Source organism: Streptomyces sp. UW30, from assembly GCF_008042075.1.
Taxonomy (GTDB): domain Bacteria; phylum Actinomycetota; class Actinomycetes; order Streptomycetales; family Streptomycetaceae; genus Streptomyces.
Genome location: NZ_RDBN01000037.1, coordinates 727,501 through 752,159, shown reverse-complemented (window position 1 = coordinate 752,159; position 24,659 = coordinate 727,501). Strand labels below are relative to the sequence as shown.

The window sequence follows — 24,659 nt, the reverse complement described above, 5'->3', positions numbered from 1 at the left end:
CTCCGTAAGTCGACGTCCGCAACGACCAAAGATGACGGATCCGGTGGTGGCAGGGCGTCGACTTTCGTCGTTCGGGGCCGCACCGAAGGGCGGATGCGGGATCCCAGGGGTGGCTGACTATCGTCTGCGCGTGGACGTAGCACAGACACCCCGCACCGACCGGTCGCTCCGGTCCCGGCTCGCCGCCGCCTCCCCCTGGCCTCGTAAGCGGATCATCGGGGAGAGCGTGCTCACCGTCGTCCTCGCCGGGTCGGCGGGCCTTTTCGACGGGAACGCCGGATACGTCGCTTGGTCCGCCGTCATCACCCTGGCCGTTGCCGTACTGGTGCTGGCCCGCCGCTCGTTGCCGGTGACCGTGCTGCTCATCTCGTCGGCCATGGCCGGGGTGGTGGCCGGCTCGGTGCCCCTGCTGGTGTACGTGAGCTGGTCGGCGGGCAGCCGGATCATGCGCCCCGCGCGGGCGCTGGCCGCGTACGCCGCCGCGTTCGTGCTCTACCTCGTCGTCGGCGTTCACGAGGCGGCCGACGAGAAGATCCAGATGTCGGTGCTCGTGACGGCCGCGCTGGCGGCGGGATCGTTCCTGGCCCTGGTGATCGTGCCGGGCCTCGCCTCCCGCTACCGCGCCCAGCGCCACGCGCTGCTCGACGCCCTGCGGCGGCACAACGCCCAACTGGTGCGCGAGCAGGCGATGGTGGCGGGCCAGGCCCGGCTCCTGGAGCGGCAGCGCATCGCCCAGGACATGCACGACAGCCTCGGACACCAGCTCGCCCTGATCTCCGTGCACGCCGGGGCGCTGGAAGTGGACCCGGATCTGAGCGACCGCCAGCGGGAAGGGGTGGGCATCCTCCGGGAGGCCTCCAGGTCCGCGATGCGGGAGCTGCGCGAGGCGGTGGGCATCCTGCGGGACGGCGTCGCGGCGCCCGACGGACAGCGGCCGGGCCCGGCCGACGGCGAGCCCCCGACGGCCCGCGGGGCGGCCACCGTCGACGACCTCGTCGAGTCGTCGCGCGCCGCGGGTGTGGCCGTGGAGCTGCACCGCTCCGGCACCGTACGGCCCCTCGCGCCCGCCGCCGACCACGCGGCGTACCGCATCGCCCAGGAGGGCCTGACCAACGCGCACAAGCACGCGCCGGGCGCCCCGATCACGGTGGCGCTGCGCTATGAACCCGACAGCCTGGTGGTCGAGGTCGCCAACGGGCCCGTGCCGGCCGAAGCGCCCACGTCCCCGCCTGCGATCAGCGGCGGCCAGGGGCTGGCGGGCCTGCAGGAGCGGGCCCGGCTGGTCGGGGGCATGGTGCACACCGGTCGCACGCCCGACGGCGGCTTCCGTCTCGCCGGTGTGCTGCCGTACGGCGGTGGCGAGACCCTGCCCCGCTCGCAAGACGCGACCTCCGTCGTCGCGGGCGACGACTTTCGAGGGCAGATCGGCGGGGGCGCGGCGGGCGACGGTGGCACGGTCATCGACCGTTCCGATCCGCAAGGGGAGTTCGCCGCCATCATGAGCAGCAAGAAGAAGGTCGCCCTCGGCTGTGTCGTCACCTCCGTCGTCCTCGTCGTGGGCGTTCTCGGCCTGGGGGCCTGGGGGCTGATGGCGCTGTTCGACGAGGTCGAGAGCGGCACCATATCGCCGAGCGTGTACAAGTCCGCGAAGGTCGGCGATGCCGAGAAGGACGTGAAGGCCAAGCTGCCGAAGGGCAGTTCGCTGCTCACCGACGGCCAGGAGAAGCAAGGCCCGGCGCTGCCCGAGGGCGCGACGTGCCGTCACTACCTGGACGTCGACGACGACATCGTCTACCGGTTCTGCTTCCGCGACGGGAAGCTGGTCGCGAAGGAGTCCTTCGAGGACAAGATCTGAACGGGGGCGACGAGGCCGCACAGGTGACCGGATCGGGCATGATGGCGGGGCTTTGCCATCCGTCCACCGCACCGACACCGCGCAGGAGGCCGTGTGATCCGGGTCCTCGTCGCCGACGACGAGCCGCTCATCAGGGCCGGCATCAGGATGATCCTCACCTCGGCCGACGACATCGACGTCGTCGCCGAGGCGGCGGACGGCCGGGAAGCGGTGGAGACCGCCCGGAGCACCGCGGTCGACGTGGCCCTGCTGGACATCCAGATGCCGGTGATGGACGGGCTGACGGCGCTGGCCGAGATGGGCCGGGCCGCGCCCCAGGTGCGGGTGCTGATCCTGACCACGTTCGGGGAGCGCGAGAACGTGCTGCGGGCGCTCGGCCACGGCGGCGCGGGCTTCCTGCTGAAGGACTCCGCGCCGCAGGAGTTGATCCATGCGGTCCGTGCGGCGGCGGCCGGCAACGCCTATCTCTCCCCGGCCGCCACCCGGCACGTAGTGGACACCCTCGCCTCTCCGGCCGCCACCGCGCGCGGCGAGGAGGCCCGCCGCCGGCTGGCCGGCCTGACCGCACGGGAACGCGAGGTGCTGGCCCTGCTGGGCGAGGGCCTGTCCAACGCGGACGCGGGCGCCCGCCTGCACATGAGCGAGGCCACGGTGAAGACGTACGTCAGCCGCATCCTGACCAAGCTCGACTGCGACAACAGGGTGCAGGCGGCACTCCTGGCCCGGGACGCGGGCCTGGAGTCGAACACCGGCTGACCACCACCTCAGCGCCCCAAGGGGCGCGGGGCTGTCTCGACATGCGGTTCACCAACGCCCAAAAGGGGCGCGGGGAACCGCGCGACCAGCCACGACGGCGCCGCGGACGAGCAACAACATGACGCGGCACTCCCAGCGCAGCGCTCAGCGTTCCAGCGTGCCGTTGAACCTGCGCGGCAGCCCCAGCGGGTTGTCGTCCCGCAGTTCCGCCGGAAGCAGTGCCTCGGGCGCCCCCTGGTAGGCCACCGGCCGCAGCCACCGCTCGATGGCCGTACCGCCCACCGAGGTCGAGGTCGAGGTCGTCGCCGGGTAGGGACCACCGTGATGCTGGGCCGGTGCCACGGCCACACCCGTCGGCCAGCCGTTGACCAGCACGCGTCCGGCCAGCGGCGTCAGCTCCGCGAGGATCTCGGCGCCGCGTCCCTCACCGGCCGCCTCCTCGGCCGACAGGTGAACCGTCGCGGTGAGGTTGCCGGGCAGCCGGGACAGCACGGCCTGCGCCTGGGCGTCGTCGTCGTAGCGGGCCACCACCGTGACCGGGCCGAAGCACTCCTCCAGCAGCAGGTCGTAGGACCCCTCACCGGCCAGCTTCTCGGCCGCGACCGTCAGGAACCCGGCGCTGACCGTGTGCTCGCTGCCCGCCCCCGGCGTCACCGGGGACTCCACGTCCGGCAGTTCGATGCGCTCGGCGACCCCCGCGATGAAGTTGTCCCGCATCCGGTGGTCGAGCAGGACGCCGGCGTCGGTGTCGCTGACCGCGTCCGTGAGGGACTTGAGCAGACCGTCGCCCGCCGCTCCGGACGGCACCAGCACCAGGCCCGGCTTCACACAGAACTGCCCGACGCCCAGCGTCATGGACCCGGCGAGGCCCGTGCCGATCGCCTCGCCGCGCTCGGAGGCGGCCGCCTCCGTGACGACGACGGGGTTCAGGGAGCCCAGCTCGCCGTGGAACGGGATCGGGACCGGACGGGCGGCGGCCGCGTCGAAGAGGGCGCGCCCGCCCCGTACGGAGCCGGTGAAGCCGGCCGCGGCGACCAGCGGGTGCTTGATCAGCTCGATGCCGGCCTCGAAGCCGTGCACCAGACCGACCACGCCCGCGGGGATGCCGTGCGCGGCGGCGGCCGTCCGCAGCACCTTGGCGACCAGCTCCGAGAGCGCCGGGTGGTCGGGGTGGGCCTTGACGACGACGGGGCAGCCCGCGGCGAGCGCGCTCGCGGTGTCGCCGCCGGCGACGGAGAAGGCGAAGGGGAAGTTGGACGCCGAGTAGACGGCGACGACCCCGAGGGGCACCTTGTAGCGGCGCAGGTCCGGGATCGGCGGGGTGGCGGTGTCGTCGGGGTGGTTGATGACGACGTCCAGGAAGGCGCCCTCGTCGACGATGTCCGCGAACGCCCTCAACTGGTAGCAGGTGCGGGCGAGTTCGCCGGTGAGGCGGACCGGGCCGAGCGCGGTCTCCGCGTCGGCGGCCTCGACGAGCTGGTCCTTGGCCGCCTGCAGCCGGTCGGCGGCGGTGCGCAGGAAGGCCGAGCGGACCGTGCGGTCGGCGAGCGAACCGCGCGCTTCGTGCGCGGCGCGGACGGCGGCGTCCACCTCCTGGGCTGTGGCCTCCACCGCAACCTGTTCACGCTGCTTCCCGGTACGGGGGTCGACACTCCAGACTGGTGCTGCTGCCACCGCAGGTCCCTCCACATGTAATGCCGCAGTACTGGGTCATCCACCAGGGGTGTTCGATATACTGAACACTGTCTCTGATGATGAATACGCTGTCGGAGACTATTTCCCGTCGAACGAAGGGGTCAAGGGCGATGTCGGCAGGCGAGACGGGCGGCGGAGCGCAGGTCAAGTCCGCGGTACGGACGGTTGAGCTGCTCGAATACTTCGCCGGACGCCCCGGCATGCACTCCCTCGCGGCGGTCCAGGAGGCCGTCGGATACCCCAAGTCCAGCCTCTACATGCTGCTGCGCACGCTGGTCGAACTGGGCTGGGTGGAGACGGACGCGACGGGCACCCGGTACGGCATCGGCGTGCGGGCGCTGCTGGTCGGCACGTCGTACATCGACGGCGACGAGGTGGTCGCGGCGGCGCGCCCGACGCTGGACCGGCTGTCCGACGACACGACCGAGACGATCCACCTGGCCCGCCTCGACGGCACGAACGTCGTCTACCTCGCCACCCGCCAGTCCCAGCACTACCTGCGCCCCTTCACCCGGGTCGGCCGGCGCCTGCCCGCGCACTCGACGTCCCTCGGCAAGGCGCTGCTGAGCACCTACTCGGACGAGCAGGTCCGCAAGATGCTCCCCGAGACGCTGCCCGCGCTGACCGAGAACACGATCACCGACCGCGAGAAGCTCATCGAGGAGCTCCACCAGGTCCGCGAGCAGGGCTTCGCCGTGGACCGCGAGGAGAACACCCTGGGCCTGCGCTGCTTCGGCGTGGCGATCCCGTACCGCACTCCCGCCCGCGACGCGATCAGCTGCTCGGTGCCGGTGGCCCGGCTGACGCCCGCGCACGAACAGATGGTGAAGGACGCGTTGTTCGACGCGCGGGACCGGCTGACGCTGGCCACTCGTAGGCTCTGACTCCATGGATGTGGAACTGCGTGAGGTGCACGACAGCGATCTGCCGGTCTTCTACCGGCAGATGAACGACCCGGAGGCCCTACGCATGGCGGCCTTCACCCCCAAGGACCCGGCGGACCGGGACGCGTTCGACGCGCACTGGAGCCGGATCCGGTCCTCCTCGCATGTGCTGCGCACGATCCTGGCCGACGGTGACGTCGTGGGGAGCGCGGCGGTGTACGGGGAGCCCGGCGAGCGAGAGGTGACCTACTGGGTCGACCGCGCCTACTGGGGCCGGGGTGTGGCCACGGCCGCCCTGCGCGGGCTGCTCGCCGAGGTGCCCGAACGCCCGCTGTACGCACGGGCGGCGGCGGACAACGGAGGCTCGCTGCGGGTGCTGACGAAGTGCGGCTTCCAGGTGACCGCACAGGCCAGGGGCTTCGCGAACGCGCGGGGCGAGGAGATCGACGAGGTCGTGCTGCACCTGGAGGGCTGAGAGCCTCTCCCCCGTCAGGCGGAGACGGATCATCGCCGGGCAGGAGGTGCGGGCCGGCGCCCTCGCGGGAGCGTGGCCGTATGACGCAGACACTCGCTCCCGCCCCGCAGACCGACGACGCCGTCGGTCTCGGCAGGGCCCGTCGCGCCCTGCGGGCCGTCGCCATCGTCTCCTGTGTGCCGTATCTCTCGCTCAAGGTCGCGTGGCTCGCGGGGAGTCGGATCGGCATCCCGGACGGCAGCTCGCTGCTGGAGCACCGGGCGAGCATGGCCGTCGCGAACAGCGTCACCGTGCTCATGGACGCGGCCGTCATCGTGCTCGCGCTGGTGCTGACCCGGCCGTGGGGGCTGCGGGTGCCCGCGTGGCTGCTCGTCCTGCCCGCGTGGGTGGCCACCGGGCTGCTCGCGCCGATCATGGCCGGGTTTCCGATCCAGCTCGTCGTCGACGCGCTCGGCGGGGCCACGAACACCACCGCCGGTGGTGAACCGTTCCTCGACGCCTGGGTCTTCGGGGTCGTCTACACCGGGTTCATCGTGCAGGGACTCACCCTCGGCGCCCTGCTAGTGCTGTACGCCCGCGACCGCTGGGGCCGGCTGTGGGAGGGGCGGGTGTGGGAGCTTCCGGCCGGCTTCATCGGGGCGGCCCAGCGTGCCGTCGCCGTCGCGGCGGCCGGATGCGCGCTGCCGCCGCTGATCGCCCACCTGCTGTGGGCGTGCGGTGGCACCGCCGGGCTCGACGAGAGCCGCGTCACCGACCGGGCCAGTGGCTTCTACGTCATGGAGGCCCTGTCCGTGGTGTTCCTCGCCATGGCCGTCACCGGCGGCCTCCTCCTCGCGTTCCGGCGCGGCCGTGCCCTGCCCGTCGCGCTGCCCCTCGCGCTGGCCTGGGTCGGCTCCGCGGCGACGCTCTGCTGGGCGGGCTGGCTGTCGCTGGCCCCGCTCACCGACGTGGCCGACGGCCCCACACCGGTGCTGAGCCTCACCTACGCTGGCCAGATGATCGTCGGCATCCTCGTCGCCTGCCTCGGGGTCCACTTCCTCGCGGAGCGCTCCGCGAGCCGGAAGTGTCGTACGGCGTGAGCCGGTTCGCGGGGTTCCTGTTCGGGCGGCGGGCGCGCCGGCGCTGGATCCACCTGATCCTCGGCGGCGCGCTCGCCATGCCGTACGTCTTCGTCGGCCAGCTCATCGTCGGCCCCGCCACCAACTCCCGGTACGTCTTCAACGACCTGCCGCTCCAACTCCTGTCCTTCGCCGTCGGGTTGCCCTTGGCCGCCCTCACCGCGGCCCTGTTCCCGCTGACCCGGTCGCTGGAGGCGGGTGCGGTGCGGTCGCTGTGCGGGGTGGACGCGGGGCTGCTCGCCTACCGGCCCGCGCGGACGCGGGTGGAGAAGCGGCGGGCGGCGGCCTGGTTCACGCTGCATCTCGGGTTCGGCGGGATCATCTCGGGGATGTCGCTGGCGGTACCGCCGTTCGCCGGCTTCCTCACCGCGCTGCCGCTGCTCGTGTGGCTGGGCGGGGCCTCGCTCGTCGGCCTGCCCGAAGCTCTCGACCAGACCTGGGTGCTGGCGCTCGCGCCGGTCGCGGGCGTCGCGACGCTCGTCGCGCTCGCCGCCTGCGCGGCCCTCTGCGGCACGCTCCTCGCCCGCTGGGCGCCCGCGTTGCTGGGCCCCACGCCCGAGGACCGGCTCGCGGCGGTCGAGGCGCGCGCCGCCGACCTCGCCGTACGCAACCGGCTCGCGCGCGAACTGCACGACTCCGTCGGCCACGCCCTGAGCGCCGTCACCCTGCAGGCGAGCGCGGCCCGCCGGGTCCTCGACACCGACCCGGAGTTCGTCCGCGAGGCCCTCGCCGCGATCGAGGACACGACCCGGCGCACGGTGGGCGAACTCGACGCCGTCCTGGGCGTGTTGAGGGACGGCGACACGCCCGGTACGGCCCCTGCGCCCACCCTCGCCGCCGATCTGGACGGCCTGCTGCGCCGCACCCGCGCGGGCGGGCTGCGCGTGGCCGCCAAGGTCGACGCCGATGCCGAGGCCCTGCCGCCCGTCCTGTCCCGCGAGGCCTACCGCATCGTGCAGGAGGGGTTGAGCAACGCACTCAAGCACGCCGGGGAACGGGTGAGCGTGAGCCTGCGGATCGTGGTCGCCGACGGGCAGCTGGAGATCACCGTGGAGAACCCCCTGACCCATGCCCCCTCCTGCCGCCCCGGCGGCGGCCACGGCTTGCGCGGCATCGCCGACCGCGCCCGGCTGCTGGGCGGGACGGCGGAGGCGGGGCCGAGTGAAGGGGATGCGGCGCAGCGCATCTGGAGACTGCGCGTACGGCTGCCGATGAACTGCCCACCGACCCCGAGGGAACGCCCATGACGCCCCGCCCCGCGATCCGTGRCGTCCTCGCCGACGACGAGCGCATGGTCCGCAGCGCCCTGCGCGCCATCCTCTCCGCCGAGCAGGACCTGGAGGTCGTCGGCGAGGCCTCGACCGGGGCCGAGGCCGTGTCCGTCGTGCGGGAGAAGCGGCCCGACGTCGTCCTCATGGACGTACGCATGCCGGAGATCGACGGCATCCGGGCCACCGAGCAGATCCTGGCCACGCTCGACGATCCGCCCCGGATCGTCGTCGTCACCACCTTCGAGAACGACTCCTACGTGTACGACGCCCTGCGTGTCGGGGCAGCCGGGTTCCTGCTGAAGCGGGCGGAGGCCGACGCGCTCGTCCAGGCCGTACGGCTGGTCTCGCACACCGACACCCTGCTGTTCCCGTCGGCCGTCCGCGCCCTCGCGGCCGAGCACGCGCGCGCGTACCCCACGCCGCCGCCCTGGGTGGCGCGGCTCACAGGCCGGGAGAGCGATGTGCTGCGGCTGATGGGGCAGGGCCTGACCAACGCGGAGATCGCGCGGCGGATGGAGGTCGGTCCGGCCACCGTGAAGTCGCACGTGGCGGCGGTCCTGGCGAAGACCGGCACGCGGGACCGCACCCAGGCGGTGATCGCCGCGTACGAGGCGGGCTTCATGAACGCTCGATGAGAAAACGGGGCGCAAGGGAACGATTGGCCGCATCCTGGTCGTCCTCTCGTGTGGGATGAACAAGACGATCAGGCGGGCGTCCGTCTTCACGCTGCTCCTGGTGTTCGCTCTGCTGGTCAGGGCGACCTGGGTGCAGTTCTACGAAGGCCAGGCCCTCGCGGACGACAAGGACAACCGGCGGAACACGATCGCGCTGTACAGCGAGCCGCTCGGCAACATCATCGTGGGCGGCGAGGCGATCACCGGCTCGGCGCGCACGAAGAGCGGCGACCTCGCGTACAAGCGCACCTACACGGACGGCTCGCTGTACTCGGCCGTGACCGGCTACAGCTCGCAGGCGTTCGGCGCCACCCAGCTGGAGGGCATCTACCGGGACCTGCTCGACGGGACCGACAGCCGGCTGAAGAGCGTGCTGGACACGGTCACCAACAAGCGCTCCGACCCGGGCAACGTGGTCACGACGATCGACCCGGACGTGCAGAAGGCGGCGTACGAAGCGCTGGGCGACAAGAAGGGCGCCGCCGTCGCGATCGACCCCACCACAGGGAAGATCCTCGCGGCCGTGTCCACTCCGTCGTACGACCCGACGCGGATCACCACGGGCGACTCGGACGCCTGGAAGCAGCTGACCAAGGACTCCGACAAGCCGATGACGAACCGCGCGCTGCGCCAGCCGCTGCCGCCGGGTTCCACGTTCAAGCTGGTCGTGGCGGCGGCCGCGCTGGAGGACGGCCTGTATTCGTCGGTGGACGACAAGACGGTCAGCCCTGACCCGTACCCGCTGCCGGACACCAACCGGGACCTGGGCAACGAGAACCCGAGCGCCCCCTGCAAGGACGCCTCGATCCGGGTCGCGCTGCAGTACTCCTGCAACAACGTCTTCGGGAAGATGGCCGTCGACCTGGGCCAGGACAAGGTCCGGGAGATGGCCGAGAAGTTCGGCTTCAACGACGAGGCGCAGGACGTGCCGGTGCGGGCGTACACCAGCGTGTACCCCTCCGACATGGACAAGCCGCAGACCGCCCTGTCCGGCATCGGCCAGTTCGACGTCACCGCGACCCCGCTGCAGATGGCCATGGTGTCCGCTGCCATAGCCAACGGCGGCAAGCTGGTCTCGCCGCACATGGTGTCGCAGATCACCGATAGCGGCGGGGATGTGTTGGAGAACTACGACGACGGGGCCGACTCGAAGGAGATCGTCAGCTCCGACACCGCCGAGCAGCTCCAGTCGGCGATGCAGACGGTGGTCGAGGACGGCACGGGCACGAACGCGCAGATCTCGGGCGCGACGGTGGGCGGCAAGACGGGCACGGCCCAGCACGGCGAGAACAACAGCAAGACGCCGTACGCCTGGTTCACGTCCTACGGGAAGGCCGACGGCAAGGAGGTCGCCGTGGCGGTGATCGTCGAGCAGTCGGACGCGTCGCGCTCGGAGGTGAGCGGCAACGGGCTGGCCGCCCCCGTGGCCAAGAAGGTCATGGAGGCGGCACTCAAGAACTAGCGGGTCACTTGACGCCCAGGATCTGCTCGATCGGGTTGATCGCGAAGTACACCAGGAACAGCGTCGAGGTCCCCCACATCAGCCAGTGGATGTCCTTCGCCTTCCCCAGGACCACCTTGATGACGACGTAGGCGAGGAAACCGGCGCCGATGCCATTGGTTATCGAGTAGGTGAACGGCATGACGGCGATGGTCAGGAACGCCGGGATGGCGATCTCGTACTTCTCCCAGTCGATGTGCTTGACCTGGGTCATCATCAGGAAGCCGACGGCGACCAGGGCGGGGGCGGCGGCCTGCAGGGGGACGATGGTGAGCAGCGGGGCCAGGAAGAGGGCCAGGGCGAACAGGCCGCCGGTGATCAGGTTGGAGAAGCCGGTGCGCGCGCCCTCGCCGACGCCGGCCGCCGACTCGATGTAGGAGGTCGCGGACGATGACGAGGCCGCACCGCCGGCGGCCGCGGCGGCACCGTCGATCAGCAGCACGCGGCCGAGGTTCGGCACTTTGCCCTGCTCGTCGAGGAGACCGGCCTCCGCGCTGACGCCGACGACGGTGCCCATGGTGTCGAAGAAGTCGGACAGCACCAGCGTGAAGATCAGCAGGACGACGGTGATGGCGGTGGTCTCACCGAACGCACCGAACAGGCTGAAGTCGCCGATGAGTCCGAAGTCGGGGGTGTCGACCACCTTGTCGGGCCAGGCGGGCGTGGTCAGGCCCCAGGCCTTTATGTCGGCGATCGAGTTGATGATCATCGCGACGACCGTCATCGTCACGATGCTGATCAGGATCGCGCCCTTCACCTTGCGGGCGAGCAGCGCGATCGTCAGCAGAACCCCGAGGCAGAACACGAGGATCGGCCACCCGGTGAGCTGACCGGTGCCGCCCAGCTGAACCGGCACGGTGGTGTTCGCGGCGTCCGGGATCCGGCTCACGAACCCGGCGTCGACAAAGCCGATGAAGGCGATGAACAGGCCGATGCCCACGCTGATCGCCTGCTTCAGCGGTTGCGGGATGGCGTGCATGACGGCCTCGCGCAGCCCGGTCACCACCAGCACACAGATCAGCAGGCCTTCGAGGACGATCAGGCCCATCGCGTCGTCCCACGCCATGAGCGGGGCGATTTGGAAGGCGACGACGGCGTTCAGGCCGAGGCCGGCGGCGAGTGCGAGGGGCAGGTTGCCGCCGACGCCCATGATGATCGTCATGACCGCGGCCACCAGGGCGGTGGCGGTGGTGAGTTGGACCGCATCCAACTGGTGGCCGAACTTGTCCTTCGCGCTGCCGAGGATGATGGGATTCAGGACAAGGATGTAGGCCATCGTGAAGAACGTGGCGAAGCCGCCCCGTATCTCACGGGCGAAGGTGGACCCCCGTTCGGAGATCTTGAAGTACCGGTCGACGCTGTTCACGCCTGGCGGTGGGGCACTTGACCGGTCGGCCACCTTCTGGGACTCGGACATGGCGGTAACTCCTTGTTGCCTGATGGATCGATGCGCGGATGCTGGCTGGATTGTTCCCGCGTTGAACCCGTTTCAGGTTTTCTCCGTGTTACGGAATCAGGCCTGCTCATGTGCGGGGTATCACACGGCGTTCGATACCCCGCACGAGTCAGACGTTCGATCACTGCTACGCTTCCGCATCCTGACCGGTTGATCGCTAAATGATCGCCGGACCACCACACCTCATTCACATGACCGCGCAGGCAGGAGGGGTCGCCCGTGGGCACCGTCGTCGACGACGCCGCCTCCGTGGAGTTCCATGCCTTCTTCGAGCGCCACTACGCCGAACTCTCGCGCCTGGCCCATCTGTTGACGGGTGAGGCGGACGCTGCCGACGATCTCGCGGCGGACGCGCTGCTGGCGCTGTGGCACCGCTGGGACCGGGTGCGCGCGGCCGACCATCCGGTGGCGTACGCCCGCGGGGTCGTGGCCAACCTGGCCCGCACCAGGATCCGCAGCGCGGTCCGGGAGCGCCGCCGGGTCGCTCTGTTCTGGTCGCAGCGCGAGGAGAAGGCGGAGAACCCGGACGTCGCGGGCGTCGTCGACGTCCAGGAGGCGTTGCGTAGACTTCCGTTCCGCAAACGCGCCTGTGTGGTGCTGCGGCACGCGTTCGACCTGTCCGAGAAGGACACGGCGCTCGCCCTGGGCATATCCGTCGGTACGGTGAAGAGCCAGACCTCCAAGGGGATGGCCGAGCTCCAGCGGTTGCTCGGGACGCGGCAGGCTCCGCTCAGGGTGCACGCGGCGGCGATGGGGGCACCGCCCCGCTCGCTCGCGGTGGAGAGCTTGGCGGACCGCACCGGGGACGCCGGAGGAAGGAACCGATGATGCCGCGGGACGTGCACGACGAACTGCGCGCCCGGCTGCACGAGGCGGCCGGCGCGCACGAGCCCGACCGCGAGCGGATCCTGGCCCGCGTCGAGCGCGGCATGGCCGAGAAGACCCGCCCCGATCACCGGGCGACCCGCCCGCCGGTGTACGGCTGGGTCCGGGTGGTGACCGCCACGGCCGCGGTCGCCGGCGTTCTCGCGGTCGGCGGCTACGCGGTGGCGTCCGCCGTGAAGGAGGACCGCCCGCAGCAGACGGTGGCCACGTCACCGACGCCCACCTCGTCCCCGGACACCCCGAGCCGCGCACCGGTCCCGCCCGCCCCGTCGGCCGACCGGACGCCGGAGCGCACGCCTGAGTCCCGCGGGACGAGCGAGGCGCCGACCCGGCAGCCGACGGCCACGCCCGAGGCGCCCGCCGCCAAGGGCGAGCAGGACGGCCCGCTGTGGTCGGACGGCTCGGTGGACCCGCACAGCAACGACTTCTGGGCGCAGAGCAATCTGACCCTGCGGACGAGCGAGCAACTCACCGCGCTCACCGTCCGGTTGAAGGTGGCTCAGACCGGCGGGGTCACCTCGACCGGCGCCTGGCGCTCACTGCCGGAGGACGACTTCACGCTGACGGTCGAGGAGAAGGACGGCTTCCTCGTCCACACCTGGGTGCTCAAGGAGGGCCGTACGGTCCGTGCCGGCGAGTGGGTGTTCGCGGGGCAGTACGACCATGAGCGCGGCGGCCGCGACGCGAAGGGCGACAGCTACTCGATGACGGCCAAGGCGGGCGGCGAACAGCTCTCCGTGGCGGGCGGCTTCGCGGCGCACGACGCCAACGACTCGGCAGCCGACGGGGATTCGTAAACAAGTTCCGCAGGACCGGCAACCCTTCCCGCACGCGTGGCGACCAGGAGACGCAAGGATCCCCTCCACGCAAGGAAGACCGGTTCATGACAGCACAGGCTGAACAGCGCGTCCGGCACCGTCGCAGGGCGACCAAGCGGCGGGCCGTGATCGCCGGCGTCTGCGCCCTCGGCGTCACGGGTGCGGCGCTCGTCACCACGACGCTCCTGTCCTCGGCGGGCGCGGCCACGTCCTGGCCGACGGAGAAGGGCAGCAAGCCCGTCTCGTCGACGATCAAGGTGTCGGGCACCTACGACGGCAAGCTGACGAGGTTCTACGGCTCGGGCGACCTGGGCGGCAGCGGCCAGGAGGAGGGCCAGGACCCGATCTTCGAGCTCGCCGACGGCGCGGTCCTGAAGAACGTCATCATCGGCACCCCGGCCGCGGACGGCGTCCACTGCAAGGGCTCCTGCACGCTCCAGAACGTGTGGTGGCTGGACGTCGGCGAGGACGCGGCCACCTTCAAGGGCAAGTCGTCGTCGGCCGTGTACACGGTCCACGGCGGCGGCGCGAAGAACGCCGACGACAAGGTCCTGCAGTTCAACGGCGCGGGCAAGCTGGTCGTGACCAAGTTCCAGGTCTCGAACTTCGGCAAGCTGGTGCGCAGTTGCGGCAACTGCTCCACGCAGTACAAGCGCACGATCATCATCAACGACGTGGACGTCACCGCGCCGGGCAAGTCGATCGTCGGCATCAACTCCAACTACGGCGACACGGCCGCCCTGCGCAAGATCCGTATCCACGGCGACAGCGGCAAGAAGGTCAAGACCTGCACCCGCTTCGAGGGCAACAGCAGCGGCAAGGAGCCGAAGGAAATCGGCACCGGCCCGGACGGAACCTCCTGCAGGTTCTCGGCATCTGACATCACGTACCAGTGAGCACGTCGGCCACAGACCTGCTGGCCTGAGCCCCCCTCGGTCAGCAGAACAGAACGCCCCGCCGGTGACGACCGGCGGGGCGTTCGACCTTGCGGGCGAAGGTCAGTTCATCGTCGCGCCGATGGTCGTGGAGCCCGTCGTCAGGAAGGCCGTCGCGGGCAGCGAACCGTCCGCCTTGCGGGCCCCGTACACCGTCGTCGCGTCCGTCGACCGGAGGGACGGGGTGGCGACGCCGCCGTCCCAGTTGTTCGCCGCCGACACGGTCGACGCACCCAGCTCGGACAGCCCCTTCTTGTTGCCGACGGCGAGATTGCGGGCCGCCCGGGCCTTGCCGGTGGCGAAGTAGAACCCGGTCTCGGCGTTGGCGTACGCGGTGTTGCGGTTGAGGGCGATCGCCCCGGTGTTGGAGTTCTCGGTGAAGCCGTGCAGCGTGTTGTCCCAGGCCGCGTTGTCGTTGACGACGTGGGCGACCGAGGCGCCCCCGCCGCCCAGCTTGAACCCGTTCCCGTTGCCCTCGAAGGCCGAGTCGCCCCACCGGTTCCTGCCGTTGCCGAAGGCCCAGGTGTGCTCGACGGTGACCGGGGAGGAGAACTGCCACAGATCCAGGCCGTCGTCGGAGTTGTTGAACAGCCGCGCCCCGGTGATCCGGTTGCCCGTACCGGAGCCGAACTTCACGGCGATCCCGTCGGCGTTCTGGCCGTGCCCGGCCGGGTCGTAGTTGCCGTGACTGTCCAGGTTCTGCACGAGGTTGCCGGTGGTGCCGTCCCCTCGGAGCGTGAACCCGGAGTCGCCGTTGTCCGCGGTGACGAGGTTCTTGAAGACGCCGCCCACGGAGGACGTGGCGACGAAGCCCTGAGCCGGGGAGTTCTGGAAGGTGAGGTTCTGGACGGTCCAGTAGTCACCGTAGATCCCGGCCAGCCAGGACCCTTCGGGCAGCTTGGACCCGTCGATCCGCACCTTCTCGCTGCCGTACGCCTGCAGCGTGATCCGCGCGGAACCGGTGCCGTTCGCGGTCGACTTGAGCGTCGCCGACGGGGTGTACGTACCACCGCGGACCTGGATGGTCGTACCGGCGGAGGCGTTCTTGACGGCCGACTCCAGCTGAGCGGCGGTGGACACGGTGACCGTCGCCGAGGCCGCCTCGGCCCCGCCGTCGGAGAGACCGAGGTAGACGCCCCCCGCCCCCGAGGCGACGGCGACCGCCGCGGCGAGCGAGAGGGTACGGGTCCTGCGATGACGACCGGTGCTGTGCCGCACGGACGTTCCTTTCCTTGAGGACGGGACGCCCTGCTGTCGTCACCGTGGCCGGGGAGGTTGCCGCGCCACGACGAAAGCGAGCGAAACTTTCGCTGCCCGCCGTCACCCACTCGCCGATTGACGTGCGCGCTGCCCGATCAGTCCATCGTCGCGCCGATCGTGGTGCTGCCCGTGGTCAGGAAGGTGGTCACGGGCAGCGAACCGCCTGACTGGCGCGCGTTGTACGTGCTCGACGCGTCCGTCGAGCGGAAGGCCGGGGTCGAGATGCCGGAGTCCCAGTTGTTGCCGGCCGAGACCACCGACGAGCCCTTGCTGACCGAGCCGCTGCCATTGCTGACGGCGAGGTTCTTGCCGAGCCTGGCCGCGCCCGTGGCGAAGTAGTAGCCCCACTTGGCGTTGGCGTACGCCGTCGTGCGGTTGATCACGATGGCGCCGGTGTTGGAGTTCTCGGTGAAGCCGTTGCCGGCGTTGTCCCAGGCGGCCGAGTTGTTGACGACGTGGGCGACGACCTCGCCGTCGCCGCCGAGCTTGTAGCCGTTGCCGTCGCCCGCGAAGGCAGAGTCGGACCAGCGGTTCCTGCCGTTGCCGAAGGCCCAGGTGTGCTCGACGGTGACCGGCGAGGAGAACGACCAGAAGTCGAGGCCGTCGTCGGAGTTGTTGTAGAGGCGGGCGCCGGTGATCAGGTTGCCGGTGCCGGAGCCGAACTTGACCGCGATGCCGTCGGCGTTCTCGCCGTGGGTGGCGGCGTCGTAGTGGCCGTAGGAGTCGATGCCTCGGACCGTGTTGTTGACGGTGCCGTCGCCGGTGAGCGTGAAGCCGGAGTCGCCGCCGTTGATGGTCTTGATGTTGTTCCAGTTGGTGCCGGTGCAGGACTGGCAGACGACCGCGCTGTCCGGGGAGTTCTGGAAGGTGATGCCCGAGATGTTCCAGTAGTCGGCGGTCAGCTTGAAGATCCAGGAGCCGGAGGGCAGTGACGACCCGTCGATCTTCACGGTCTCCGAGCCGTACGCGGTCAGCGTGATCGGCGACGACGAGGTGCCGTTGGCCGTGGACTGGAGGGTGGCCGTCTGGTAGTAGGTGCCGCCGCGGACCTGGATGACCGTGCCGGCAGTGGCGTTCTTGATGGCGTTGGACAGGTCGGTCGAGTTGCTGACGACCACGGTCGCGGCCTGGGCCTGGGTGGGGAGCACGGCCAGGCCGGCGCCCAGGGTGAGGGCCGCGGCGACGGTGAGAGCGCTGCGACGAGACATGGAGTGGGTCCTTTCGTCGTGCGGGTGGGGGGATGGACAAGGGGACGGTCACAGGACGGGCCCGGCCGTCTCAGGCGTACGGCCGCCAGTCCCCGAGATACGCCCTTCTGGTGTGCAACTCGGCCTCTACGGGCAGCAGTTGGGGCCGGTTCTCCGCAACGGTGACCACGGCACCGGGACCGCTGTTGCGGTACTCCCGAAACCGCATGGTCTGCCAGGGATACTGCTCCCGCATGTCGGTGTACGGCGCCACGGGATCGATCCCCGGCCCCATCCAGGTGTCGCGCACGACGAGCGACGGCCAGGCGGTCGTCTCGTACGACGGCACCCAGGGCCGGGCCAGCTTGTACGCCCCGTCCGGCGCGCCGGAGGTGATGCGGGAGCGGACGGCGAGGATGCCGTGGGGGTTGGCGCGGGCCGTGGCGGGGGCGAAGACCATGCCCATGGGGATGAAGTCCACGTCCCGAGGAAGCGTGTGGAAGCGGCAGTCCTCGAAGACGGCCGTGGCTCGCCCGAAGACGAAGTCGACGTCCCCCTCGATGTGGCAGCGGTGGAAGTACTGCCGGTCGAACGCGTCGAGCGCGGTGGTGTCGACGAAGAGGGTGTCCTGGTGGGCGAGCATGCGGACGTTCTCGAAGGACGAGCGGTCACCGGTGATGTACGCCGCCACTGCTTGCGTCCCGGTGATCTCGGGGTGCTCGGCGCGCAGCCAGTCGTTGGCCAGGGTCAGATCACGGACGGTCAGTCCGGCCGCCGAAGAGCTGAAGGTGGCGGAGCCCGCGGTGCCGTAGGTGCCCGAACCGTCGGGCTTCCGGGTGCCGTTCGCGTTGTCGTACACGATGACGGCGTCGCGGGGGTTCGGGGTGGCACCGCGCAGGGTCAACTCCTGCTTCTCCGCCCGGATGTCGACCGCCTCGCGATACGTCCCCGGGTGCACGACGATCGTCCAGCCGGGCCCGGTCACGGCGTCCACGGCCGCCTGCACGGAGTCGCCGGGGCGGACGTGCAGTACCGGGCGCCGACCACCGGCGAAGGCGGGGGAGGTGGCCACCGGCGCCCCGGCGATCCCGGCGATCCCGGCGGCGAGAAGAGTGCGTCTGCGCATCTCAGCAGCCCTCCTTCCACGGCGTCCAGTCGCCCAGGTACGCCTCACGCGTCGCCGACGCGGCCTGCGCGGCGGTGAGTTGGGGCCGGTTCGCGGGGACGGTGACGACCGCGCCGGGGCCGGTGTTGCGGTACTCGGCGAAGCGCTGGTTCTGCCACGGGAAGCTGTCCGACATGTTGGTGTAGGGCGCGACCGCGTCGATGCCGGGGCCGAGGTGGGTGTCGCGGACGGTGAGCGACGGGTGGGCTGTGGGGTCGGAGCTGGGTACCCACGGGCGGGCCAGCTTGTAGTGGGCGTCCGGAGCCTCGCTGGTGACGCGGCTGATGGTCACCAGGTAACCGCGCGGGTTGGCGCCGGCCGTCGAGGGGGCGAAGACGAAGCCGTACGGGGCCGAGGACAGGTCGGCCCGGGTCAGGGTCCGGAAGTGGCAGTGCTCGTAGACGGCGGTGGCCCGGCCGAAGACGAAGTCGACGTCGCCCTCGACGTAGCAGTGCGCGAAGTACTGCCGGGCGAATACGCCCAGGGCCATGGAGTCGGCGTACAGGGTGTCCTGGTGGCCGAGGAACCGGCAGTGGTGGAACGCCGAGCGGTCGCCCTGCACCTTGATCGCGACGGCCTGGGTGCCGCTGGTGCCGGGATGGTCGGCGCGCAGCCAGTCGTTGGCGAAGGTCAGGTCGCGGGCGGTGAAGCCGTCGGCCTGGACGAGGGTGGTGGCGGAGCCGGTGGTGCCGTAGGTGCCGCCACCGGGCTTGGGGGTGCCGGCGGCGTTGTCGTACACGATGACGACGTCACGCGGGTCGCCACTGGCGCCCAGCCAGGTCATCCCCGTCCGGGTCACATCGACGGCGACGGTCTCCCGGTACGTCCCCGGCGCGATGACCAACGTCCAGCCGCTGCCGTCCGTCGAGGTCACGGCGGCCTGCACGGACGTGAAGTCGCCCTGGCCGCCAGGGTGGACGTACAGGGTCCGCGGGGTCGGGCGGGCGGCCGGTGAACCGTAGCGACCGAAGGGGCGGGGCCTGGCGTGGCGCCACGCCAGGCCCCGCCCCTTCGGTCGCTACGGTTCACCGGCCGCCCGCCCGACCCCGCGGACCCTGTACGTCCACCCTGGCGGCCAGGGCGACTTCACGTCCGTGCAGGCCGCCGTGACCTCGACGGACGGCACCGGACTGGAGGATCTCGCCGGGGATCTCGGCGTTGTGGACGGCGATGAGGTCCGTCGGCGTGCCGTTGACGTAGTTGTTCTCGGCGGTGAGCGGTGCCTCGTTCCACTTCTTCAGCGCCTTGCCGACGCTGACGCCGGAGGCCAGCGTCAGGGCGTTGTGCGTGGCGTACAGCTGAGAGGAGGCGCCGACGCCGAAGACGTACGCGAAGTTCTGGTCCTCGGTGATGACGAAGTGGTTGTTGTACGAGTCGACCTGCCCGAACCGTACGCGCGGCGCCCGCTCGACGATCCCCTCGAAGCGGTTGTGGTGCAGGGTGACCTTGAGCTTGCCGGTGTCGGTCGAGCCCGCGCTGTCGCTGTTGCCGATCAGCATGGTCTTGTCGTGGTCCTCGAAGGAGTTCCAGGACACGGTCACGTGGTTGGCGCCGCGCACGACGTCGAGGAGCCCGTCGTGCTGCTGGTAGACCTTGCCGAAGTACGACGGCAGGGAGCTGTCGGGGTAGCGGCCGTCGGTGAGTGTGTTGTGGTCGATCCACACATGGGCGGATCCGTACACCACCACGCCGTCGTACTCGGAGTTCCAGGCGCCGGTCTTGTTGTCGTCGGTCGGGTCCCACTGCGGGAAGCAGTCGATGGGGGCCTCGATGGTGAGGTTGCGCAGGATGACGTTGTCGACGCCCTTGATCTGGAGGCTGCCGCCGAGGATGCCGGAGCCCTTGCCGACCCCGACGATGGTGGTGTTGGCGGGGACGTTTGCCTTGGTGGCCTGGTCCTGGCGGGCGGCGGACGCGGCCCGCAGGTCCTCCTGTTCCCCGCTGACTGGGTTGTCGTGTCCCCACACGGCCGGGTCGTAGTCGGCGAGGTACCGCTGGAAGTCGTAGCCCTCGGCCGCGAACGCGTCGCACCCCTCCGACACGGCGTCGATCATGCCCTTGACCTTGATGATCCTGGGTGCACTGCCGCCGTCGGCGAGCGCCTGCCGGAACTGCGCCCAGGTGGTGACGGTGTAGACGTGCGCGGCGTCGGCGGCCGACCCGCCGGTCGTGCCGGCGCCCTGCGAGCCCCAACCGTCACCGGCGGCGAGGACCTCACGCCCGAGGTCACGGGCTCCGGCCTGCGCCCCGGTGCCGGTGAGGCCGAGCACCAGAGCCGTGCAGCCGACCAGGACGGCAACTCTCGTTGTGGCATGCCCATGCCATGTCTGTGTGTTCATTGTGCGGCTCTCTCCTCCACGGTCGGGGGGTTATGCGGTGGCGGTGGCCTGCGGCCAGGTGATCCACGACTCCGGGATCTCGTCGTCCAGCCGGCGCACGTTCCGCGCCGCCAGCACGCGCGTGCGCAGCAGCTCCCGCGCGCCGAGACGCGCCACGGCGATGGCGCCGGGCGGATTGAAGTGCGTGTTGTCCTGCTCGGTGGCGGTCCAGTTGAAGTACGTCTTCGTCCCCTCGACCCCGAGCTCCTGCCACAACGCGAGCGACAGCGCCTGGATGTCGAGCAGCGCGACGCGCTCCTCGCGGGCGAGCGCGCGCATCGCCGCCGGGTAGTCGCCGTGGGTCGGCAGGGCGTTGCCGCCCGCGTCGAAACGGCGCCGCTCGACGGCGGTGGCCAGCACGGGCCGGGCGCCCCGCGCACGGGCGCCGTCGACGTACAGCCGCAGATAGTCCTGGTACGTCGTCCAGGGCTCGGTGTACCGAGCGGGATCGGTGTCCTTCTCGTCGTTGTGCGCGAACTGGATCAGCAGGAGGTCACCGGGCCGAATGACCTGAAGGATGGCATCGAGCCGCCCTTCATCGACGAAGCTCTTGGAACTGCGCCCGTTCACCGCATGATTGGCGACCGGCAACTGCTCGCGCAGAAAGAAGGGCAGTGCCATGCCCCACCCCGTCTCGGGAGCGGCGTCGGCGTATTTCTGGGCGGCGGTGGAATCACCGGCGACGTAAAGGGTGCGGGTGCGATGGCGCTGACTTGCCTCGGCGGTACCGATGCCCGAGAGGGCGAGAGGAACGGCGGCGGCAGCCGCCAGACCGACCTGTCTACGGGTAAGAGACACAAGGGTGCCTTTCAGCGCGGGGGGGCACCCCCCAGGGGCGCGGGGCTGTATCGATTTGCGGCTCCGCCGCGTGGGCGCGACCAGCCACCACCAACCCGCGGCCGGCCGCGCACAGAACCAACCGAGCTCTCAGCCGTTACGCGAGGTCCATTCGGCCTGAGCCTCATTCAGCTGACCGGCCATGGTGTCCAGGAAGTCCTTCGCGCTCATGTCCCCGTTGAGCACCTTCTGGAAGTTCGGCTCGTTGTCGGCCTTGGAGATCGTGTTCCAGTCAGGCAGGTAGTACGGCAACTGCACGATCGTCGTAGACCCGTCAGTCAACGMGGCGGCAGCCAACTTCGTGGGCTCGGCCTCAGAAATCCACGCATCCTTGGCGGCATCGTTGTTGGACGGCACCTGCCCCGCCGCCTCGTTGAACTTCGAGTTCTCCGCCCGCGACGTCGCGAACTCGATGAACTTCCAGGCGGCGTCCTTGTTCTTGGAGTTCTTGAACAGGCCCATCCCGTCAACGGGGTTGGACACCTGAACCCGCTTGCCGGCGGAGCCGACCGGCTGCGGAATCCCCCGGAACTTCTCGGTTCCGAGCGCCTTCACATGGTCCTGGTACGACCCGAGATTGTGGTTCAGCATCCCGATCGTGCCGGAGTCCCACTGGGCGACCATCTTGGTGAAGTCGTTGTTGAGGTCGGCGGCCGGAGTGACCTTCTTGAAGAGCGCGGCGTATTTCTCCAGCGCGGCCACGTTCTTCGGGTCGTTGACGGTCGTCTTCGCACCGCTCGCGTCCCAGAAGGACGTGATCCCGGACTGCCCGTACATCGCGTCCAGCGCCTGCGCGATGGACCCGGCACCACCACGGATCGTGTACCCGAACTCGTTCTTCCCGCTGTTGGTCAGCTTCTGCGCGGCGGCGTAGAACTTGTCCCATGTCGTCGGCTCGTCCAGCCCGGCCTTCTTGAACAGATCGGTGCGGTAGTACAGCACACCGTTGTTCGCCGAGGTCGGAATCGAGTACAGCTTGCCGTCACCGCCGCCCGCGGCGGTCAGCGAGGTGACCATGTCCTCGTTGAGCTTGCCGTTCAGGGCGGAGGCCGCGAGCCGGTCGTCCAGCGGCTCCAGCGCGTTCTGCGCGGCGAACCCGGCGAGCATCGCCGCGCCGACACCGCCGACGTCCGGCAGGCCGCCGCCCTGGATGGCGGTGTCGACCTTGGACTGGTAGTCGGTGGACGGGATCCCGACGTACTCGACCTTGATGTCCGGGTTCACCTTCTCGAAGTCGGCGATGATCTCCTTCCAGATGTCGGTGCGGACACCGCCGTTGTTGTCCCAGAAGACGATCTTTCCCTTGCCGCTGCCCTCGGCGCCCTTGTCGCCGCCCGCGCTGCTGCCGTCGTCGCCGCAGGCGGTGGCGGTCAGGGCGAGGACGGACCCCAGGACGACGGCCGTGGCGGCGCGCCTGCTTCTGCGGATGCTGATCTTCATTGGTCGGCTCTCTTCTTCTGGATCCGGCAAAGACATGCGGGTGTGGGGGTCAGTGACGGGCGTACGGCGCCCAGCCGTCGGTGCCCTGGAGGTAGTCGGCGACGGTGTGGACCCGTGCCTCGTCCTCGCTCATCTGCGGCCGGTCCGCGGTCACGGCCGCGCCCGGTCCGAAGTTCCGGTACTCGGCGAACCGCGCGTCCTTCCACGAGAACCCGCTCATGTCGGTCCAGGGCGAGGACTTGATCGCGGCGGGCAGCTCGGTGTTGCGGATCAGCACCTGGGCGACCGCCGCGGGTTCACCGCCCGGATGCCAGGGCCGCCCCAGATGGAACGTCCCGGCCGGGGCGTCGCTCACGACCTTCGAGCCGGTGATCAGAAACCCGTACCGGTTGCCCGTCCAGGTCGAAGCGGCGGTGAGGTAGCCGTTGTTGCTGTCCGAGCCCCGGCTCAGCGCACGGATCACGGACCGCTCGATGACGGTGGTCGCCCGCCCGTAGAGGAAGTCGACGTCGCCCTCGATATACGCGTCGCGCAGATAGACCCGGCTGATCACGTCCAGCCCGGGGCTGTGGGTCATCAGCGTGTCCTGGTTGCCCAGGAAGGCGGTGTCGTCGAAGACGATCCGGTCACCCGTCGTCTTCATCGCCAGCGCCTGCTCGCCGTTCAGCTCGTGCGCGGCCTCGTCGAAGTCGTTGCTGAAGGTGAGGTTGCGGGCGGTGACGTCGTCGGCGGCGATCCGGACCGTCGCGCTCCCCGTCGAACCCCCGTACGCGGCGGGCGTGTCGTGGACGATGACGGTGTCGGACCGGTCCCGTCCGGTCCCCTTCAGGACGATGTTCGGCTTGGTCGCGGGAACGAACACCTTCTCGCGGTACGTCCCCGGCGCCACCGCGATCGTCACGGCGGAGGCGTTCGCGTCGGGCACGGCGTCCACAGCCGACTGCACCGTCGGGTACTCGCCCGGGACCCGCAGGGTCACACCGATCCGCGGCTGCGGCCCGGAGAAGCGCTTGACCAGCGCCGGCACGGCGGCCGCCGGATCCAGCCGGTAGTCGTAGAACTCCCGCGGTTCGAAGGCGGCACCCCACTCGTCGGTCCGCCCCGTCGTGTTCCTCAGGATCGACCCGTGCTCGACCAACTCGGCCGTCGCGTCGGCTTGATAGGGATGCTGGACGCCGTCGTAGTAGCTGTTCTCGATGACCATCCGCGTCCTGCCGCGCGACCAGTTCCCGTACGTCCACACCGGGTCGCCGTCGGCGACCTGCGCGGACAGGTAGTTGTTGTACAGGTGCGCGTAGGCGCAGTTGTCGGCCGACGGGTTGCGCTGCTTGGTGCCGGTGAACCAGTTGTGGTCGATGGTGATCTGCGTCTGGACGTTCGTCGTCCAGCCGATCCCGAAGGCCTTGTTGTGATGGCTGAACCGGTTGTAGGAGACGGTGATGTACTGGCTGTCCTTGCGGATGTCGAGCAGCCCGTCGCCCATGTGCGTGAAGCGGTTGTGGTCGATCCACACGTGGTCGACGGTGTCCATCTGGATCGCGTCGAAGTCGGTGGTCTTGCCGTCCCAGTCGCCCTCGACATACGAGTCGCGGATCGTCAGGTTGCGGATGATGACGTTGCTCGTGCCGGGGTTGAGGTGCAGTTCGCCGTGCACGATCTCGCCGGTGTCGCCGACGCCGATGAGGGTCTTGTCCGACGTCACCACGATGTCCGACCCGAAGGGCTCGACGTCGATCGAACCCGACACGCGGATGATGTACGGCTCTTCGGCCGCCGCGTACTTCACCAGCGCTGCCTGGTCCGTGACGGTCACGACCTTGCCGCCGGCGCCTCCGCTGGTGCCGCCGGCGAGGGAGGCGAAGCCGTGGGGCCGGTCGGACCAGCGATCGGCAGAGGCCGAAGTCGCCGTCGGACTCGCGGCCTCGGCCTCGCCGATCGCCCCGAGGCTCAGCGCGGCGACCAGGCCGAGCACGGCGGCCAGGACTCGGCCGCGCCCCGGTCTCGGTCTCGGTCGCGGTCTCGGTCTCGGATTCAGCAAGCGCTTGCTATCAAGGTGCTGCGTCATTGCG

Annotated in this window: 21 protein-coding genes; 11 read left to right on the top strand and 10 right to left on the bottom strand. The window is 70.2% G+C overall.

Annotated features, from left to right (window positions below):
- Positions 1-130 precede the first annotated feature (130 nt).
- Both EAO75_RS22015 and EAO75_RS22010 read left to right on the top strand, forming a co-directional pair.
- Positions 131-1,855, top strand: coding sequence for a sensor histidine kinase (locus EAO75_RS22015; protein ID WP_261989379.1), 1,725 nt, complete (start codon positions 131-133; stop codon positions 1,853-1,855).
- 93 nt (positions 1,856-1,948) lie between these two features.
- A complete protein-coding gene (locus tag EAO75_RS22010; RefSeq protein ID WP_147996775.1) occupies positions 1,949-2,611 on the top strand; it encodes a response regulator transcription factor in 663 nt (220 codons plus the stop codon).
- A gap of 144 nt (positions 2,612-2,755) precedes the next feature.
- Here the strand turns inward: EAO75_RS22010 and EAO75_RS22005 are convergent, their stop codons facing one another.
- Positions 2,756-4,285 (bottom strand): aldehyde dehydrogenase (NADP(+)), encoded by a 1,530-nt coding sequence (locus EAO75_RS22005; RefSeq protein WP_147996774.1) that lies wholly within the window; start codon positions 4,283-4,285, stop codon positions 2,756-2,758.
- A 131-nt stretch (positions 4,286-4,416) separates the two neighbouring features.
- Here EAO75_RS22005 and EAO75_RS22000 point away from each other — a divergent pair, with 131 nt between their 5' ends.
- The 6 genes from EAO75_RS22000 to EAO75_RS21975 all read left to right on the top strand — a co-directional run bounded on the left by EAO75_RS22000 (position 4,417) and on the right by EAO75_RS21975 (position 10,190).
- Positions 4,417-5,190: an IclR family transcriptional regulator gene (locus EAO75_RS22000; protein WP_030956770.1), complete on the top strand. Its 774-nt coding sequence runs from the start codon at positions 4,417-4,419 to the stop codon at positions 5,188-5,190.
- 4 nt (positions 5,191-5,194) lie between these two features.
- Positions 5,195-5,665: a GNAT family N-acetyltransferase gene (locus EAO75_RS21995; RefSeq protein WP_147996773.1), complete on the top strand. Its 471-nt coding sequence runs from the start codon at positions 5,195-5,197 to the stop codon at positions 5,663-5,665.
- 80 nt (positions 5,666-5,745) lie between these two features.
- Entirely contained in the window at positions 5,746-6,744 is a 999-nt protein-coding gene (locus tag EAO75_RS21990) for a hypothetical protein (protein ID WP_147996772.1), read from the top strand.
- Complete coding sequence (locus EAO75_RS21985; protein ID WP_147996771.1) at positions 6,741-8,030, top strand: sensor histidine kinase; 1,290 nt, start codon at positions 6,741-6,743, stop codon at positions 8,028-8,030. Before EAO75_RS21990 ends, EAO75_RS21985 begins: the two co-directional genes overlap by 4 nt.
- Positions 8,027-8,689, top strand: a complete 663-nt coding sequence (locus tag EAO75_RS21980) for a response regulator transcription factor (RefSeq protein WP_147996770.1) — start codon at positions 8,027-8,029, stop codon at positions 8,687-8,689. Before EAO75_RS21985 ends, EAO75_RS21980 begins: the two co-directional genes overlap by 4 nt.
- Before the next feature lie 55 nt (positions 8,690-8,744).
- Positions 8,745-10,190, top strand: a complete 1,446-nt coding sequence (locus EAO75_RS21975; RefSeq protein WP_147996769.1) for a peptidoglycan D,D-transpeptidase FtsI family protein — start codon at positions 8,745-8,747, stop codon at positions 10,188-10,190.
- A 4-nt stretch (positions 10,191-10,194) separates the two neighbouring features.
- Here the strand turns inward: EAO75_RS21975 and EAO75_RS21970 are convergent, their stop codons facing one another.
- Positions 10,195-11,646: an NCS2 family permease gene (locus EAO75_RS21970; protein ID WP_147996768.1), complete on the bottom strand. Its 1,452-nt coding sequence runs from the start codon at positions 11,644-11,646 to the stop codon at positions 10,195-10,197.
- A 258-nt stretch (positions 11,647-11,904) separates the two neighbouring features.
- On the opposite strand from EAO75_RS21970, the gene EAO75_RS21965 reads away from it, so the two are divergent.
- From EAO75_RS21965 to EAO75_RS21955, 3 genes are all read left to right on the top strand, one after another.
- A complete protein-coding gene (locus EAO75_RS21965) occupies positions 11,905-12,513 on the top strand; it encodes a SigE family RNA polymerase sigma factor (RefSeq protein ID WP_147996767.1) in 609 nt (202 codons plus the stop codon).
- Positions 12,510-13,367 carry a hypothetical protein gene (locus EAO75_RS21960; protein WP_147996766.1) on the top strand — a complete coding sequence of 286 codons (858 nt, stop codon included), beginning with the start codon at positions 12,510-12,512 and terminating at the stop codon, positions 13,365-13,367. Before EAO75_RS21965 ends, EAO75_RS21960 begins: the two co-directional genes overlap by 4 nt.
- Positions 13,368-13,453: 86 nt before the next feature.
- Positions 13,454-14,284: a pectate lyase gene (locus tag EAO75_RS21955; RefSeq protein WP_147996765.1), complete on the top strand. Its 831-nt coding sequence runs from the start codon at positions 13,454-13,456 to the stop codon at positions 14,282-14,284.
- Positions 14,285-14,386: 102 nt separating this feature from the next.
- Here the strand turns inward: EAO75_RS21955 and EAO75_RS21950 are convergent, their stop codons facing one another.
- The 8 genes from EAO75_RS21950 to EAO75_RS21915 form a co-directional block, all read right to left on the bottom strand.
- Complete coding sequence (locus tag EAO75_RS21950) at positions 14,387-15,541, bottom strand: right-handed parallel beta-helix repeat-containing protein (RefSeq protein ID WP_147996764.1); 1,155 nt, start codon at positions 15,539-15,541, stop codon at positions 14,387-14,389.
- Between the two features lie 137 nt (positions 15,542-15,678).
- Positions 15,679-16,791, bottom strand: coding sequence for a right-handed parallel beta-helix repeat-containing protein (locus EAO75_RS21945; RefSeq protein WP_147996763.1), 1,113 nt, complete (start codon positions 16,789-16,791; stop codon positions 15,679-15,681).
- 70 nt (positions 16,792-16,861) lie between these two features.
- A complete protein-coding gene (locus EAO75_RS21940; protein ID WP_147996762.1) occupies positions 16,862-17,896 on the bottom strand; it encodes a pectinesterase family protein in 1,035 nt (344 codons plus the stop codon).
- Position 17,897: 1 nt separating this feature from the next.
- The gene (locus EAO75_RS21935) at positions 17,898-18,935 is read right to left on the bottom strand and encodes a pectinesterase family protein (protein ID WP_147996761.1); all 1,038 of its coding nucleotides are present in this window, start codon (positions 18,933-18,935) and stop codon (positions 17,898-17,900) included.
- Positions 18,936-18,960: 25 nt separating this feature from the next.
- Positions 18,961-20,274, bottom strand: a complete 1,314-nt coding sequence (locus tag EAO75_RS21930) for a polysaccharide lyase family 1 protein (protein WP_147996760.1) — start codon at positions 20,272-20,274, stop codon at positions 18,961-18,963.
- A 30-nt stretch (positions 20,275-20,304) separates the two neighbouring features.
- The gene (locus EAO75_RS21925) at positions 20,305-21,111 is read right to left on the bottom strand and encodes a rhamnogalacturonan acetylesterase (RefSeq protein WP_147996759.1); all 807 of its coding nucleotides are present in this window, start codon (positions 21,109-21,111) and stop codon (positions 20,305-20,307) included.
- Between the two features lie 129 nt (positions 21,112-21,240).
- Complete coding sequence (locus EAO75_RS21920; protein ID WP_147996758.1) at positions 21,241-22,590, bottom strand: ABC transporter substrate-binding protein; 1,350 nt, start codon at positions 22,588-22,590, stop codon at positions 21,241-21,243.
- A 49-nt stretch (positions 22,591-22,639) separates the two neighbouring features.
- Complete coding sequence (locus EAO75_RS21915; RefSeq protein WP_147996757.1) at positions 22,640-24,655, bottom strand: pectinesterase family protein; 2,016 nt, start codon at positions 24,653-24,655, stop codon at positions 22,640-22,642.
- Positions 24,656-24,659 lie beyond the last annotated feature (4 nt).